12 protein-coding genes and 3 pseudogenes are annotated in these 15,581 nt (G+C 67.5%); 9 read left to right on the forward strand and 6 right to left on the reverse strand.

The window, feature by feature from the left end; all coding sequences use genetic code 11:
- From NI18_RS01925 to treY, 9 genes and pseudogenes are all read left to right on the forward strand, one after another.
- The coding region (locus NI18_RS01925) for an alkaline phosphatase D family protein (protein ID WP_037527700.1) at positions 1 to 1,551 on the forward strand (1,551 nt) is incomplete at its 5' end.
- Between the two features lie 184 nt (positions 1,552 to 1,735).
- The gene (locus NI18_RS26230; protein ID WP_306286173.1) at positions 1,736 to 2,713 is read left to right on the forward strand and encodes an alpha-amylase family glycosyl hydrolase; all 978 of its coding nucleotides are present in this window, start codon (positions 1,736 to 1,738) and stop codon (positions 2,711 to 2,713) included.
- Complete coding sequence (locus NI18_RS26235) at positions 2,710 to 3,837, forward strand: hypothetical protein (RefSeq protein ID WP_306286174.1); 1,128 nt, start codon at positions 2,710 to 2,712, stop codon at positions 3,835 to 3,837. The genes NI18_RS26230 and NI18_RS26235 overlap by 4 nt, the downstream gene beginning before the upstream one ends.
- Positions 3,834 to 5,303 (forward strand): malto-oligosyltrehalose trehalohydrolase, encoded by a 1,470-nt coding sequence (gene treZ / locus NI18_RS01935; RefSeq protein WP_306286175.1) that lies wholly within the window; start codon positions 3,834 to 3,836, stop codon positions 5,301 to 5,303. The genes NI18_RS26235 and treZ overlap by 4 nt, the downstream gene beginning before the upstream one ends.
- A 32-nt stretch (positions 5,304 to 5,335) precedes the next feature.
- Positions 5,336 to 5,422 (forward strand): annotated as a pseudogene (locus NI18_RS26240) (hypothetical protein); the annotation flags it as partial.
- Between the two features lie 115 nt (positions 5,423 to 5,537).
- Positions 5,538 to 5,825, forward strand: coding sequence for a hypothetical protein (locus tag NI18_RS26245; RefSeq protein WP_037527702.1), 288 nt, complete (start codon positions 5,538 to 5,540; stop codon positions 5,823 to 5,825).
- A gap of 209 nt (positions 5,826 to 6,034) precedes the next feature.
- Positions 6,035 to 6,475: pseudogene (locus NI18_RS26250) on the forward strand (4-alpha-glucanotransferase); the annotation flags it as partial.
- Positions 6,457 to 7,518: pseudogene (gene malQ, locus NI18_RS26255) on the forward strand (4-alpha-glucanotransferase); the annotation flags it as partial. The pseudogenes NI18_RS26250 and malQ, both read left to right, overlap by 19 nt.
- Complete coding sequence (gene treY, locus NI18_RS01950; protein ID WP_037527705.1) at positions 7,515 to 9,932, forward strand: malto-oligosyltrehalose synthase; 2,418 nt, start codon at positions 7,515 to 7,517, stop codon at positions 9,930 to 9,932. The pseudogene malQ and the gene treY, both read left to right, overlap by 4 nt.
- Before the next feature lie 353 nt (positions 9,933 to 10,285).
- Here the strand turns inward: treY and NI18_RS27725 are convergent, their stop codons facing one another.
- The 6 genes from NI18_RS27725 to coxB are packed head-to-tail and all read right to left on the reverse strand — an operon-like array spanning position 10,286 to position 15,531.
- Entirely contained in the window at positions 10,286 to 10,651 is a 366-nt protein-coding gene (locus tag NI18_RS27725; RefSeq protein WP_347574790.1) for a c-type cytochrome, read from the reverse strand.
- Complete coding sequence (locus NI18_RS27730; protein WP_198526930.1) at positions 10,578 to 11,009, reverse strand: hypothetical protein; 432 nt, start codon at positions 11,007 to 11,009, stop codon at positions 10,578 to 10,580. Before NI18_RS27730 ends, NI18_RS27725 begins: the two co-directional genes overlap by 74 nt.
- On the reverse strand, positions 11,006 to 11,626 hold the full coding sequence (locus tag NI18_RS01960; RefSeq protein WP_031441122.1) for a cytochrome c oxidase assembly protein: 621 nt from the start codon (positions 11,624 to 11,626) through the stop codon (positions 11,006 to 11,008). Before NI18_RS01960 ends, NI18_RS27730 begins: the two co-directional genes overlap by 4 nt.
- A complete protein-coding gene (locus NI18_RS01965; RefSeq protein ID WP_306286178.1) occupies positions 11,623 to 11,970 on the reverse strand; it encodes a hypothetical protein in 348 nt (115 codons plus the stop codon). Before NI18_RS01965 ends, NI18_RS01960 begins: the two co-directional genes overlap by 4 nt.
- A gap of 49 nt (positions 11,971 to 12,019) precedes the next feature.
- Positions 12,020 to 14,566 (reverse strand): cytochrome c oxidase subunit I, encoded by a 2,547-nt coding sequence (gene ctaD, locus NI18_RS01970; RefSeq protein WP_037527710.1) that lies wholly within the window; start codon positions 14,564 to 14,566, stop codon positions 12,020 to 12,022.
- Positions 14,563 to 15,531, reverse strand: coding sequence for a cytochrome c oxidase subunit II (gene coxB, locus NI18_RS01975; protein WP_037527821.1), 969 nt, complete (start codon positions 15,529 to 15,531; stop codon positions 14,563 to 14,565). Before coxB ends, ctaD begins: the two co-directional genes overlap by 4 nt.
- Between the last annotated feature and the right edge of the window lie 50 nt (positions 15,532 to 15,581).

The raw sequence follows: 15,581 nt of genomic DNA on the forward strand, positions 1-15,581 counted from the left end.
GTGGCGAGCGGCGATCCCTCGGCGGACGGCGCGATCCTGTGGACGCGCGCGACCCCGCAGGATCTGGAACAGGCCGGCGATATCGCGCTGACCTGGCATGTCGCGCTGCGCGAGGGCGACACGCCCCTCCGTTCGGGCCGGATCGCGGCGCGGGCGGCGCGCGACTTCACCGCCAAGGTTGCGGTGACGGGGCTGAAACCCGGGACCGAGTATCGCTACTGGTTCGAAACCGCGGCGGGCACGCGCTCACCCGTCGGCCGGGTCCGCACGCTGCCCCGCGGCGCGGTGGCGGATGTCGTCATGGGCGTGGTGTCGTGCCAGCTCTACCCCGGCGGGTTCTTCAACGCCTATGCTTCGATCGCGAAACTCGACCGGCTCGACGCGGTGCTGCATCTCGGCGACTACATCTATGAATATGCCATCGACGGCTATGGCGGCGACATCGGCAAAAAGATCGGCCGTCTGGTCGAGCCCACGCATGAGATCGTGACGCTCGCCGACTATCGGATGCGTCACGCGCAGGTAAAGCGCGACGCCGACATGCAGGCGGCGCATGCCCGCGCGGCGTTCATCTGCGTGTGGGACGATCACGAGGTCGCCAATGACGACTGGATCGGTGGCGCCGAGAACCATGACCCGGCGACCGAGGGCGACTGGAAGGCGCGCAAGGCCGCGTCGATGCAGGCCTATTTCGAATGGATGCCGATCCGCGATCCGAAGCCCGGCGAGCCGTGGGAGGCAATCAACCGCAGCTTCGAGTTCGGCGATCTCGCGACGCTGGTGATGGTCGAGACGCGGCTGCTCGCGCGGAGCAGGCAGGTCGCGGCGAAGGGCGAGGCGATTGCGCCTGCCGAATATGCCCCGATGATGGCGGAGCGCGCGCAGCCGGGTCGCGAAATGCTGGGCGCACCGCAGCTCGCCTGGATCGAGCGGACGATGGCGGCTTCAGTCACGGCGGGCAAGCCGTGGCAGGTACTCGGCAACCAGGTGGTGATGGCGCGCGTCGCCGGCCCCGATATCGAGAAGCAGCTCGGCCCCGATCGCTTCGCCGCGATGATGGCGCGGCTCCCCGAGAAATGGCGCACGGCGCTGATGGCGAGCATGGCATCCTATCGCGCGGGTCTGCCGTTCAACTTCGACAGCTGGGACGGCTATCCCGCAGCGCGCGAACGGCTTTATGCCGCGTTCAAGCGGTCGGGGTCGCGACCGGTCGTACTGTCGGGGGATAGCCATGCCGGCTGGGCGAACGATCTGCACGATGCATCGGGGAAGCTCGTCGCGGTCGAATTTGGTGCGACCGCGATCACCAGCCCGTCCTATGGTTCGCTGATACCGGGGATCGGGACCCTGATCGCCGACGCCAATGACGAGGTCCGCTTCTGCGACCAGGATCGCAAGGGGTTCATCGTCCTGACGCTGACGCCGGACCATGCCACCGCGGACTTCAAGACGGTATCGACGGTTGTTGCCAAGCCGTTCGAGGAGACGAGCGTCGCGCGGTTCCGCGCCTCGGCCGCAGCCCCGGAAGCGAAACTCGAGCAGCTCGGATAGCGGCGGCGATGCACCGGGTGACGCCGATCGGCGTCACCCGCCTTGCTCGATCCGACCGATGATTTTGCGTCGACAGGGAAAAGAAACCGAACCGGGAACATTGCCGAGAGCAGGCGGGTTTTCGCCCTGACACGCCGCCGCGCTGCTAGAATGGTGGAGGTTGGCGTCAATCTGGGGGCTCGCTTTGCATCTTCTGCCTGATACGCTCGAGGCCGGTTCGGCCTATCCGCTCGGCGCCACGTTCGACGGGCTCGGGGTCAATTTCGCGGTCTATTCGGCCAATGCCGAGAAGATCGAGCTGTGCGTCTATGACGACAGCGGCCGCCGTGAACTCAAGCGCTACGTCCTGCCCGAATGGACCGACGAGGTGTGGCACGGCTATCTCCCCGATGCGCAGCCGGGGCTGTCCTATGGCTATCGCGCCTATGGCCGGTACGCACCCGAAGAGGGCCACCGGTTCAATCCGAACAAGCTGCTGCTCGATCCCTATGCCAAGGCGATGACCGGCGAACTGCGCTGGACCGACGCGATGTACGGCTATCAGGTCAAGTCAGCGCGCGAAGATCTGAGCTTCGATCGGCGCGACAATGCGTTGACCATGCCCAAGGGTGTCGTGACCGACAGCCATTTCGACTGGTCGCGCGACGTTCGCCCGAACACGCCCTGGTCCGAGACGGTGATCTACGAGGCGCACGTCAAGGGCCTGACCAAGTTGTTCGACGAGGTACAGCCCTCGGAACGCGGGACGTTCGCCGCGCTCGGCAATCCCAAGGTCATCGATCATCTGAAGCGGCTGGGCGTGACCGCGCTCGAGTTGTTGCCGATCCAGAGCTATACGCAGGACCGGTTCCTGCAGGAGAAGGGGCTGCGGAATTACTGGGGGTACAACACCCTCAATTTCTTCACGCCCGAACGCTCCTTCTTCGCGACCGACAGTCACAACGAGCTGCGCCGGTCGATCCGCCGTCTCCATGCGGCGGGGATCGAGGTGATCCTCGATGTCGTCTACAATCACACGTGCGAGGGGTCCGAGCAGGGGCCGACGCTGTCGTGGCGCGGGCTCGACAATGCGAGCTATTACCGGCTGGTCAAGGATCAGCCGCGCTTCTCGATCAACGACACGGGGACCGGGAACACGCTGAACCTGACCAAGCGCGGGTGATCCAGATGGTGGCGGATTCGCTGCGCTACTGGGCGACGAGCTTCGGGATCGACGGGTTCCGTTTCGACCTCGGGCTGACGCTGGGGCGGACAGATACCGGCTTCGATCCGGGCGCCGGCTTCTTCGACGTGCTGCGCCAGGATCCGGTGCTGGGCCGGCTGAAGCTGATCACCGAACCGTGGGACATCGGTCCGGGTGGCTATCAGCTGGGTAATTTCCCCCCGGGCTTTGCCGAATGGAACGACAAGTACCGCGACACCGTCCGCAAGTTCTGGCGCGGTGACCATGCGCAGCGGGCGGATCTGGCGGCGCGGCTGACCGGGTCGGCGGATCTGTTCGATCGCCGTGCCCGGCGCCCCTGGGCCAGCGTCAATTTGCTCGGCGCGCATGACGGCTACACGCTCGCCGACACGACGGCCTATGAGGAACGGCACAACGAGGCGAATGGCGAGGACAATCGCGACGGCCATTCGAACAATTGCTCGCGCAACTGGGGTGTCGAGGGGCCGACCGACGATCCCGCGATCGCGGAAACGCGCAAGCGGGTCGCGCGCTCGATGCTGACGACGCTGTTCGCCTCGCTCGGCACGCCGATGCTCGTCGCGGGCGACGAGTTCGGGCGGACGCAGGGCGGCAACAACAACGCCTATTGCCAGGATAACGAGATCAGCTGGCTCGAATGGACGCAGGCGAAGACCCCCGAGGGCGAAGCATTGATCGACTTCACCGCGCGGCTGGCCGCGTTGCGGCGCGACTATCCGATGCTGCGCGCGGGCAATTTCCTCTACGGCGAGGATACCCCGGCGGAGGGTCTGAAGGACATCGAATGGTGGGACGAGCGCGGTGTCCAGCTGTCGCCTGAGGACTGGGAAAACACCAATGGCCGTGCGCTGACGATGCGTCGTGCGGCGCTGTGCGAGGATGGCAGGATCCAGGTCGTGTCGTTGCTGCTGAACGCGTCGGAGGGTCCGCTGACCTTCACCATGCCACCGCCCTCCGAGGTCGAGCGTATGGTACTGATCGACAGCGCCAAGCCCGATCAGCTACCGATGCCGATCACCGACAGCTATGACCTCGCACCACAGGGTGCGGCGCTGCTGTCCTGGACGATGGATCCGGCATGAGCGCGTGGGGCGCGACGCCGACGAGCGGCGGCACAGCGTTCCGGCTTTGGGCGCCCGATGCCGACCGGGCGACGCTCGAGATCGACGGGGCCGCGGCGATATTGATGGACGGGCAGGCCGACGGATGGTTCACCGCGACCGCCGATGTCGGGGCAGGTGTGCGCTATCGCTTCCGAATCGGCGAAGACTTGGTCGTGCCCGATCCGGCCTCGCGCCAGCAATCGGGTGGTGTGCATGGCTGGAGCGTCACCGTCGATCCCGCTGCGTATCGCTGGCAATCGACCGACTGGCGCGGGCGGCGCTGGGAGGAGCTGGTGATCATGGAGGTCCATGCCGGCACCATGGGTGGTTTCGCCGGGATCACGGCACGCCTGCCCGAGATCGCCGCGCTCGGCGTGACCGCGATCGAGCTGATGCCGGTCGCGGCGTTCGGCGGCACGCGCAATTGGGGCTATGACGGAGTCCTGCCCTATGCGGTCGCCGAGAGCTACGGCACGCCCGACGATTTGAGGGCGATGGTCGACGCGGCGCACGCGCTGGGCGTCGCGGTGCTGCTCGATGTCGTCTATAATCACTTCGGACCCGACGGAAATTATCTCGGCGCCTATGCCGGATCGTTCTTTCACAAGGACGTCGATACGCCTTGGGGCGGGGCGGTGGCGGTCGATGTCGAGCCCGTTGCGCGCTACTTCATCGACAACGCCCTGATGTGGCTCACCGACTATCGGATCGACGGGCTGCGCTTCGACGCCGTTCACGCGATCGACAATGACCGGTTTCTGGATGCGATGGCGGCTGAGATCCGCGCGACGGTGACCGACCGGCCGGTCCACCTCGTCCTCGAGAACGAGCGCAACGACGCCGATCGGCTGCGGTCCGGCGGCTATGACGCGCAGTGGAACGACGACTTCCACAATGTCCTTCACGTGCTGCTGACGGGCGAGACCAGCGCCTATTACGCCGACTTCGCCGACCGGCCGGCCGAGCGTCTCGCGCGGTGCCTGGGCGAAGGGTTCATCTATCAGGGGGAGGGGTCGGCCAATCATGACGGCAAGCCACGCGGCACGTCGAGCGCGCACCTCTCGCCGACCGCATTCGTGTCGTTTCTGCAGAACCACGACCAGATCGGCAACCGGGCGCTTGGTGAGCGGCTGACGTTGCTCACCGATCACGCGCGGCTGCGTGCCGCGACCGCGTTGCTGCTGCTCTGCCCGCAGATCCCGCTGCTGTTCATGGGGGACGAGACGGGGAGCGAGACGCCGTTCCTGTTCTTCACCGACTTCCATGACGAGCTGGCAGATGCGGTGCGCGATGGCCGGCGCCGGGAATTCGCGAAGTTTGCCGCGTTCGCCGACGAATCCGCCCGCGCGGCGATCCCCGATCCGAATGCGCGCGCGACCTTCGAGCGTCGGTTGCTGCGCCTGGTCCCGACGCCGATGCGTGGCGCGATCTTTATCGCACGCTGACCGCGGTCCGGCAGCGAGCGATCATACCGCGCCTGTCCGGCACGCGCGCGATGGGCGCGGAGGCGATCGGGCCGGCAGCGGTCGTCGCGCGCTGGACGCTGGGGGACGGCGCGGTGCTCACGATCGCGCTCAATCTCGGCGAGGATCCGGTCGCATTTCCGGAGCCTCCGGCGAGATGCTGTTCGCGCAGGGCGATGCGGGGCAGCCCGCGAGTGTCGCCGTGTGGCTGGCGGCATGAGTCTGCTCCACGACCTGGCCGCCGCCGCTGGTTTGCAGCCCCGGTGGCAGGATGCCGGCGGGCGTGCGCAGACCGTAGCCGACGAGGCGTTGCGAGCGATCCTGAGCGCGCTCGGGCTTCCAGCCGACTGCGACGCAGCGATACGCGCCAGCCTGGCTACCGCACGCGCGGCGCGTGCCGAACCTCCGTCGTTCGTCTCGGCAGATATCGGTGCGCGGGTGTCGGTTGGAGCAGGCGACGGACCTGCCATCCTGACGTGGAGGACGGGTCGTCGCGTGCCGTGACGATCGTCGACGAGCAACTGCCGGGCATCACGGAGCCGGGATACCACATGCTCACGATCGGCGGCCGGGACATCCGGCTCGCGATCGCGCCACCGCGCTGCGTCACGATTGCGGATGTCGACGCAGGTGGGCGTCTCTGGGGCCCGGCGGTGCAGATCCCGGCCCTGCGCGACGGCCGGGGCACTGAATTCGGCGACTTCGGCACGCTTGCGGACACGGTGCGCGCGTTCGCGACGCGCGGTGCCGATGCGGTGGCGATCAGCCCGACACATGCGCTGTTCCCGGCGGATGCGACCCGGTTCAGCCCCTATGCCCCGTCGAGCCGCCAGTTCCTCAACGTCATGCTCGCCGTTCCGTCCGTGATAGCGGGCGATGCGCAGGCAGACGCAGGGTCGCCGCGCGCATTGATCGACTGGGCGGGCGCGATCCCGGATCGCCTCGTCGCATTGCGTCGACGGTTCGACACGTTGTCGGACACCGTACGGGCCGAGGTCGAGGCGTTCGGCGCTAGGGGCGGCAGTGACCTGCGTTTCCACGCCGCGTTCGACGCGCTTCACGCGCATTTTCTTGCGCAGTCGGGCGCCGGGGATGGCGGGACTGGCCTGCCGCCTATCAGGATCCCGATGGCGCCGCGGTGGCCGCGTTCATGACCGAGCAGCGCGATACGTGCGACTTCTATGTCTTCCTTCAGTGGCTGGCGGATACCGGGCTTGAACGGGCGCAGCGCACGGCACTTGATGGCGGCATGGCGGTCGGTCTGGTCGCGGATCTCGCGGTCGGCATGGATCCGGGCGGCAGCCATGCGTGGCGGCGGCGGGGTGATCTGCTGAACGGTCTGTCGATCGGTGCGCCACCCGACCCGCTGGGCCCCGACGGGCAGGCCTGGGGCATCACGGGATTCGATCCGCGCGCGCTGGCGGCAAACGGCTTCGCGCCGTTCATCGCGACGATCCGTGCGGGTCTGGCGCATGCCGGCGGGCTTCGCATCGATCACGCCTTTGGCCTGCGGCGGCTATGGGTAGTGCCGGACGGCGCCTCGGCGGCGGACGGGGCGTATCTCGACATGCCCTTTGCCGACATGATGCGGATCATCGCGATCGAATCGCACCGCGCGCGTGCGATCATCATCGGCGAGGATCTGGGGACCGTGCCCGACGGGTTTCGCGAGGCGATGGACGCACGGGCGATGCTGGGGATGCGCGTGCTCTGGTTCGAGCGCGACGGTGACGGTAATTTCATTTCCCCCGAATCCTGGTCAGTCGATGCGGTCGCGATGAGCGGGACGCATGATCTGGCGACGATCGCGGGCTGGTGGCAGGGGCGGGATATCGCCTGGAACTGGGCCCTTGGCCGGACCAGCGAGGCGGCGGACGAGGCGGCCGACCATGCCGCCCGCGCCGAAGATCGGTCCCGTCTGTGGACCGCGCTCGGTGCGCCGGAGCCACAGCCCGATCCGAGCGACACCGCGCCGGTCGTCGACGCGGCGCTGGCGCATGTCGCACGGACGCCATGCGGGCTGGCGATCTTCCCGCTCGAGGACCTCGTCGGTCTCGTCGAGCAGCCTAATCTTCCCGGCACGACCGATGAACACCCCAATTGGCGGAGACGCATGCCAGACAACACCGACGCGCTGCTCGCGCGCCCCGACACTGCCGCACGCATCGCCCTGATCGAAACGGCGCGCGCGTCATGACGCCACGTGCGACCTACCGGATGCAGTTCCACAAGGACTTCACCTTCGCGGACGCCGAGGCGCAGGTGCCTTATCTCGCCGCGCTCGGGATCAGCCATCTCTACGCCTCGCCGATCGCGACGGCACGGTCCGGATCGACGCACGGCTATGACGTCGTCGATCCGACCCGGATCAATCCCGAACTGGGTGGCGAGGCGGGGTTTCGCCGGCTCGTCGACCGGTTGAAGGCGCACGGGATGGGCATGATCATCGACATCGTTCCCAATCACATGGGCGTGGCAGGCGGCGAGAATGGCTGGTGGAACGACGTCCTTGCGAACGGTGCGTCGAGCCATTATGCGCAATTCTTCGATATCGACTGGCGCGAACCCGTCCTGCTCCCGATTCTGGGCGATCCGGTGTCGGTGGCGATCGCGCAGGGTGCGCTCGGCGTCGAAATGGTCGACGATGTGCCGATGCTCGTCGCCTATGGCGAGCACCGTCTGCCGCTGCGTCCCGAGGATCACGCGACCGCCACGAGCGACGACCTGGCCGCGTTGCTCGATCGGCAGCATTACCGGCTGGCATCGTGGCGCACCGCGAACGACGATCTCAACTGGCGACGGTTTTTCACGATCAACGATCTCGCCGGACTGCGCGCGGAAGACCCCGCAGTGTTCGAGGCGAGCCACCGCCTGTATCTCGACCTCTATGCCGAGGGGCTGATCGACGGTGTCCGGGTCGATCATGTCGACGGACTGACCGACCCCGCCGGCTATTGCCGAACGCTGCGCGCGCACTTCGATGCGATCACGCCAGCTGGCGCGGATCCGGCCTATATCGTCGTCGAGAAGATCCTGGCAGAGGGCGAACCGCTCGCCACCGACTGGGGGATCGATGGTACCAGCGGGTACGACTTCATGGCGCAGGTCACCGCGCTGTTGCATGACGAGGACGGCGCCGCACCGCTCGCCGAACTGTGGGCGGATATCAGCGGCCGGTCGGCCGCGTTCGAGCCCGAGGATCTGCGCGCGCGTCAGGACATGTTGTCCTGGCAGTTCGAGGGGCAGCTTGCCCGATGCGTCGCGGCGTTCGTCGCGCTGGCACGGTCGACGCCGCAAGGGGACGGGCTGACGACGGGGATGATCCGGCGGGCGGTGGAGCGCATGCTCTGGGTCTTCCCGGTCTATCGCACCTATGGCACCGGCATCGCGGCACCCGCCGCCGATGCCGCGATCCGGGCGATCGTGCGCGAGCGGGTCGCGACGCATCTGGCACCCGGCGAAGGACCGGTCGTCGACCTGATCCTAGACTGGCTCGCCGGTGAAGGGCCGGGCGATCCGGATCTCGCCGCGGCCGCGGTGAGGCGGTTCCAGCAACTCTCGGCACCGATCGTGGCGAAGGCCGTCGAGGACACCGCCTTCTACCGCTATGGCCGGTTGCTGTCGCGCAACGACGTCGGGTTCGACCCCGCGGCCTTCACGTTGCCCATCGAGGCGTTTCATGCCGCGATGGCGGAGCGTGCCGCCTGTTGGCCGCGTGCGATGCTGGCGTCGGCGACGCATGATCACAAGCGTGGCGAGGACGTGCGTGCCCGGCTCGCCGTGCTGAGCGAGATCCCGGTGCGCTGGCGTGAGACTGTGACGGGCTGGGTCGCAGCGGCGGCCGCTATCGACGACGCGGTGGATGCAGGCGATACGTATATGCTGCTGCAGACGCTGTTCGGGGCGTGGCCCGAGGGGCTCCAGATCGACGATCGCGCAGGGCTTGCCGCTTTTGCCGAGCGCATCGTCGGGTGGCAGGAAAAGTCGCTGCGCGAGGCCAAGCTGCGGTCGTCCTGGGAGGCGCCCGACGAGGCCTATGAGGACCGCTGTCACGTACTCGCCCGCGCCTTGCTCGACCCGGATCGTTCCGCGCGGTTTCTGCGCGAGCTGCAAGATCTTGTCGAAGCGACCGCGGCGGCGGCGCAGGCGAATGCGCTTGTTCAGACGGCGCTGCGTTACACCGTGCCGGGGGTTCCCGATCTGTATCAGGGCACCGAGCTGGCGGATCTCAGCCTGGTCGATCCGGATAACCGCCGGCCGGTGGATTATGCCTGCCGCGCGCGCCTGCTCGAGCACGATGCGCCTGCAAAGCTCGCGCTGATCGCCCGCCTGCTCGCGACCCGGGCGGCCTCACCCGAAATATTCGCCCAAGGCGACTACGCCCCTCTCGACGTGACCGGACCGCGTGCCGCGCATGTCCTCGCCTTCGAGCGCCGCGCGAATGGGCAGACGTTGCGGGTCGCGGTCGCGCTACGCTGCGCGGCGGAACTGCTCGATCAATCGGGGGCGGCGGTTCCTGCGGCATGGTGGGGTGAAACGCGGCTCGCGACCGGCGAGCGCGCAGCCGACCTTTTCGTGGACGGACCGGTCTTCGTCGCGGCGAGCGATTGACCCGGGCTGCGTCCCGCGTACGGCGGGACGCAGGCTATTGCCGGCCAGATACGCCGCGATCGGGTCGATCATATCCTCGGGGATGCGGCGCGCGATCACCGGCATCGTCGCCTGCGACTTGCACGCGTCGACCACCGTCTCGTCGCCCCGCCAGTTGCGCAGACGCTGTGCGATGTAACTGGCGCTCTGCCCGGCGAGCACCGGGTAGGGCTTGCCCGGCGCGTGGCAGCTCGCGCAGGCGGGAAGCTGCTTGGCAGGCAGGCCCTCGCGGACGATCCGCGCGGCATTCACGCTGCCCGACGCTGTGGTCGTGCCGAGACCCGGCATGGCCGCGAAATGCCGCGCGAGCCGCGTCATCTCTCCGGGCGCAGCGTCGCGGCGGCGTTGGCCATGACCGCGCTCTGGCGCTTGCCGGTCGCATAGGCCTGAAGCGCGGCACGCAGATAGGCGGGGTTCTGGCCGCCGAGCACGGGCATATCGGGCTGGCCACGGCCGCGGCCGTCTGTGCCATGACATCCGGCGCAGACGGCGATTCGTGCTGCGTCAGGACCGGCGGTACCGCTGCCCGGAACTTCGGTCAGGGCGCGATAGGTCGCAGGTGACATCTCCGGCAACAGGCGGACGAACGCGACCATGCGGCGGACCTCATCGTCGCGATCCTTGGCCGCCCAGCCGGGCATGCCGGTGTATTTGACGCCGTGCTTGAGGATCCAGAAGATCTGCTTGTCGGTCCATTCGCGCGCGTTGACGGCGAGGTCGGGAGCGGGGGGGCGTCGCCGCCTGCATCACCGGCAGCGGACGCACGCCGGGCGCACCGTGGCACGAGGCGCAGCTTGCCCGGAACAGGCCCGCGGCGCTGACGAGGCCTTCATTCGCCTTGGGATCGTTGGGCGCGGTGAAGGCGGCGTGCGTGCGCACCGAGTTGCGCATCGTCCAGTGAAGGAACCAGTCGGTGATCTTCCAATGACCTGACGAGGCGGCGATGTTGAACACGCCCGACCAGGCGAACAACAGCCCGGCAAGCGCCAGCGCGACGATCGCGGCGATCGCGCGCGCCCAGGTAATGCGGATCGTCATGCCGTCGCGCTCCGTGTCTTCAATACTCCGCCGAGCATCGCGAGCCCGCCGAGGAAATAGCTTGCCGCGCCGACCATCAGCATGACGACGCCGCCAAGCTGCTGATCCTCGAGCGCGTCGAGGCCGTGCGCGGCCGGGTGCATCGCCATCATCGCGTAAAGCGGCCGCGGGGCGAGGCCGACGAGTGCGCCGAGAAGGGTCATGTGCATCGACGTCAGCAGCATCGCCGCGACGCCCGATACGCGCCGGTCGGTCGCGCCACCGGTGCGCGTGCCAAGCACCGCGCTCCAGAGCAGCAGGCCGGCCGCGAGGAAGCTCGCCTGTTCAAGCAGCAGCGCAACCGGCTGCATGTCGACGCGCAGCCGGAGCGCGGGGAGGTGCCAGAGCCACACGACGACCAGCTCGACCAGCGACATGGCCAGCGGAGTGACGATCGTCGGCCAGCGCTCGGCGGGATCGAACCGGCTGCCCGCGATGCCATAGGCGAGGAACGGTGCCGCGACTGCGACGGCGATCATGTGGCCGGTCATGTGGCCGACCATGCCGAGCGGCGCGGCGGCGAACGCCCAGCCGATCGGCGCCAGCGCGACGCCGAGCGCGAGGCTCGCGCGCCTCATCGGCAGTCGCCGAAGACGATCACGGGCAGCGCGGTGAAGATCACCGCGACGAAGCTCAGGCCTGCGAGCAGCCGGGTCGACAGCGCAAGGAAGCGCAGCCGGTCGATCGCGGTCCCCTCGTCATGCGGCGGGGCGTCGCCCGGCGTCTGCGACTGGACACGCGCGATATAGCCCGCGGCGAGGATGCCGAGCAACGCGACGATCGTCGCGATCAGGGTCGCCACGGGAAAGCCCGTCAGCGCTGTCGCCGGCGTGGGGGACTTGGCGCACGTCACCGCGACCCACAGATAGCAGAACAGGAAATGCACGGCCCAGATCGTCGGCGGGACGATCAGCGTCCACAACGTGACCTTCAGGTCGCGCGCCAGTGTTTCCGATTGTCCTTCGGTGTTGTCATGCGACCCCCGGGAACAGGCCGATCGTGCAGAACGTCACGATGCCCGTCAGTGCGAGGAAATGATGGTAGACGGTGATGTTGCGCAGATCGGCGTCATAGACCGGCGTCATCTTGCCCGCGAGGCTACGCGCGAGCGTATAGGCCTGCATGATCACGCCGATCGCGGCATGCACCGCCGTCCAGATCGCGAGCGTCCAGACGATCGCCGGATAGACATGCAGTTCAGGGTCCATCCCCGAATACCACGGCCCGGCGAGCCCGGCGAACAGGCTCGACAGCGTTGCGACGATGCCGAGGACCAGCAATAGGCGGCCCACGGCGACGTTGCCGCGACGATGCACCTCGCGCGCGCCGACGGTCGCCGCCCAGCCGGTCAACGTCAGCGCCAGCGCGACCATCGGCCAGAATACGCCCGGTCCGTCCAGCCCCGCGCCCGTGGGTGGGAAATTGCTATGGATCGTCCAGAAGAAGAAATAGCCGAAGACGAGGCCCGAAAACGCGGTCGCATCCGCCATCATCGTAATGAACATCGCCCACCAGCCCGGCGCCGATGGCCCCGAGGTATAGAGCGGCACCTCGATCCCGTGCCCGATATGCTTGGTCGGCTTTTCGGGGATCTCGGCGGTGCCGGTCCACAGCCACCACAGCACGCAGGCGAGCGTCGCGACGCCGCTGAGCGCTGACAGCAGATAAAGGTGATAGGTCGTCAGGATGAATACGCCCGCCAGTGCGACCGCGGTCATCATCGGCTTCACGCTGGGCGTGCCGAGGCGGATGACCTGCAACGGTCGTGAGTCGAGCACGGTGGTGATGATCGACTCGCGCCGCATCTCCTCCGCGTCGGGCAGGAAGAAACGACCCTCGTCGACCTTCTGGACGAAATTCTTCTGGTCCCAGATCGGATAGCGGCTCTCGATCAGCGGGACCGAGCGGATGCCCCAGTCCTCGTCATCGGGCAGCGCCAGCCATTCGAGCGTCCCTGCGTTCCACGGATTGCGCGGCGCCTTGGGGCGGCGCGGCGACAGCGCGAGGTCGATACAGACGATCAGCACGCCGAGCGCGAACATGTAGGAGCCGGCGGTCGAGGCGAGATTGAGCCCGCCGATGCCGAGTTCCTCGGGGTAGGTGAACACGCGGCGCGGCATGCCGAGCAGGCCCGACAAATGCATCGGGAAGAAGGTCAGGTTCATGCCGACGAACATGATCCAGAACGCGGTCCGCCCGAGCCGATCCGACAGCTTCTTGCCGGTCACCAGCGGCCAGTAATAATAGAGCCCGGCGAACAGCGGCAGCAGCGTCCCGCCGATCAGCACGTAATGGAGATGCGCGACGATGAAATAGGTGTCGTGCGCCTGCCAGTCGAACGGTGCGACCGCGACCATCACACCGGTAAGCCCGCCGATCACGAACACCGCGAGGCTGCCGCTCGCGTAGAGCAACGGCGTCGATTTCTTGACGTTGCCCGCCCAGAGCGTCGCGATGAACACGAAGATCTGGACACCGGTCGGGATCGCAACCGCCTCGGACGCTGCCGCGAAGAAGGCGAGGCTGATCTTGGGCAGCCCGGTCGTGAACATGTGGTGGACCCACAGCCCGAAGCTGAGGAACGCAGTGCCGACTGCCGCCAGCACGATCCACGGATAGCCGAGCAGATGCCGCTGCGCGAAGGTCGGGATCAGCATCGCGAACAGCGCGATCGACGGCAGGAAGACGATATAGACTTCGGGGTGGCCGAAGATCCAGAACAGGTGCTGCCACAGCAGCGGGTCGCCGCCCTTTTCCGCGTTGAAGAACGGCCAGTTGAGCAGCCGCTCCATCTCGAACAGCACGTCGCCTGCGATTAGCGGCGGGAAGGCGAACAGGATCATCACCGCGACGACGAGGATGTACCAGGCGTAGAGCGGCATGAGGTTGAGCCGCATGCCGGGCGGGCGGCATTTGAGCACGCCGACGATCAGTTCGACTGCGGCTGCGACCGACGACACCTCGATGAAGCTGAGGCCGAGCATCCAGATGTCCGCGCCGAGCCCACTCAGATCGGTCCGCGTCGTCAGCGGCGGATACATGAACCAGCCGCCATCCGGCGCGGCATCGAAGAAGATCGATCCAGAGACGAACACGCCGCCGATCAGGAAGCTCCAATAGCCAAAGCCCGAGAGCCGCGGGAAGGGCAGGTCGCGTGCGCCGAGCAGCTGTGGCAGCAGGATGATCGAGACCGCCTCGAACATCGGCACAGCGAACAGGAACATCATCATCGAGCCGTGCAGCGTGAACAGCTGGTTAAACGTGTTCGCGGTGACGAGATCGTTGTTCGGCACCGCCAGCTGCGTGCGCATGATCAGCGCGAGCACGCCTGCGAACAGCATGAAGCCGAACGCGGTCAGCGTGTACCAGACGCCGATCCGGTTATTGTTGACGTCGGTCCAGCGGAAGAACCAGCCGCTCGGCGGTTTCCAGACCTCGCGCAGGCGATCCTCCTGGCCCTTTCGGACGGCGGGATCGTTCTGGTCGGGGGCGACATAGGCCGGACTGTCGGTCGTCATTTCAGCCCCTGAAGATAGCTGGCGATCTGGTCGGCTTCGGCGGCCGACATCTGCGGGAAGGCGGGCATGCGCACGCCGGGCTTGGTCTTGCCGGGCTGACGCACGAACCGCGCGATATTGGCGTGGGTCATCGGCAGGATCCCTGCGGCAAGCGTCGGACGTGATCCGAAATGCGTCAGGTCGGGGCCGATCTTTGCCGCCGGGCCCACCCCGCGCACGCTGTGGCAGCCGCTGCAGCCATAGCTGGCGAACAACCTCGCGCCGGGCGATGCGGTGACCGTCGCGGGACGCGCCTGCGCGGTGAGCCAGCGCTCGAACGCGGCAGGCTCCATCGCGACGACGTCGAATGCCATCAGCGCATGCCCCAGCCCGCAGAATTCGGCGCAGACGCCGCGATATGTTCCGGCCTTGGTCGCGCGGACGACGAGGCGATTGGTACGGCCGGGGATCATGTCCATCTTGCCCGCGAGCCCCGGCACCCAGAAGCTGTGGATCACGTCGGGGCTGCGCAGCGACAGCTCGACGGTGCGGCCGACGGGGAGGCGGAGTTCGTTCGCTGCCTCGACGACCGCGCCGCCGGGCGGGGCGTAACGTACGCGCCACCAGAACTGCTCGCCATCGACGCCGATCCGCAGGTCGGCATCGGCGACCGGTCGTGGGCGCATCGCGGGCAACGCGTAGAGCAGCAGCGCGAGCAACAGGATCGACGGGCCGATCCCGCCGAGCCACAGGACCATCTTCATCCCGCCCTTGTGCGTCATCCGCCCCTCGGGCGCGCGGATCGCATGCCGCATCAGCAGCGCAAGGCCAAGCGCCAAGACGACCGCGCCGACGACCAGCACGATGGTGATCGACAGCACCTGATCAGCCTGTTCGCCGAACGGGGCCAGCGTCGACTGGTGCCGGTTGCAAGCGCCAAGCGCCGGCAGGCACGCCCAGACGGAAAGTAAACTTGCCTTCCGCATCATCGCCTTAGCTTCCCCTTTGAGCAGATCCTCTAGCTGTGGCCGAAACG

The organism is Sphingomonas sp. Ant20 (assembly GCF_000783375.1).
Lineage (GTDB): Bacteria > Pseudomonadota > Alphaproteobacteria > Sphingomonadales > Sphingomonadaceae > Sphingomonas > Sphingomonas aerolata.

Excerpts from the sequence above, each read along its gene's own strand:
- treZ (WP_306286175.1), top strand. The coding sequence starts at position 3,834 with ATGAGCGCGTGGGGCGCGACGCCGACGAGCGGCGGCACAGCGTTCCGG.
- NI18_RS26245 (WP_037527702.1), top strand. The coding sequence starts at position 5,538 with ATGAGTCTGCTCCACGACCTGGCCGCCGCCGCTGGTTTGCAGCCCCGG.
- treY (WP_037527705.1), top strand. The coding sequence starts at position 7,515 with ATGACGCCACGTGCGACCTACCGGATGCAGTTCCACAAGGACTTCACC.
- NI18_RS27730 (WP_198526930.1), bottom strand. The coding sequence starts at position 11,009 with ATGACGATCCGCATTACCTGGGCGCGCGCGATCGCCGCGATCGTCGCG.
- NI18_RS01960 (WP_031441122.1), bottom strand. The coding sequence starts at position 11,626 with ATGAGGCGCGCGAGCCTCGCGCTCGGCGTCGCGCTGGCGCCGATCGGC.
- ctaD (WP_037527710.1), bottom strand. The coding sequence starts at position 14,566 with ATGACGACCGACAGTCCGGCCTATGTCGCCCCCGACCAGAACGATCCC.
- coxB (WP_037527821.1), bottom strand. The coding sequence starts at position 15,531 with ATGCGGAAGGCAAGTTTACTTTCCGTCTGGGCGTGCCTGCCGGCGCTT.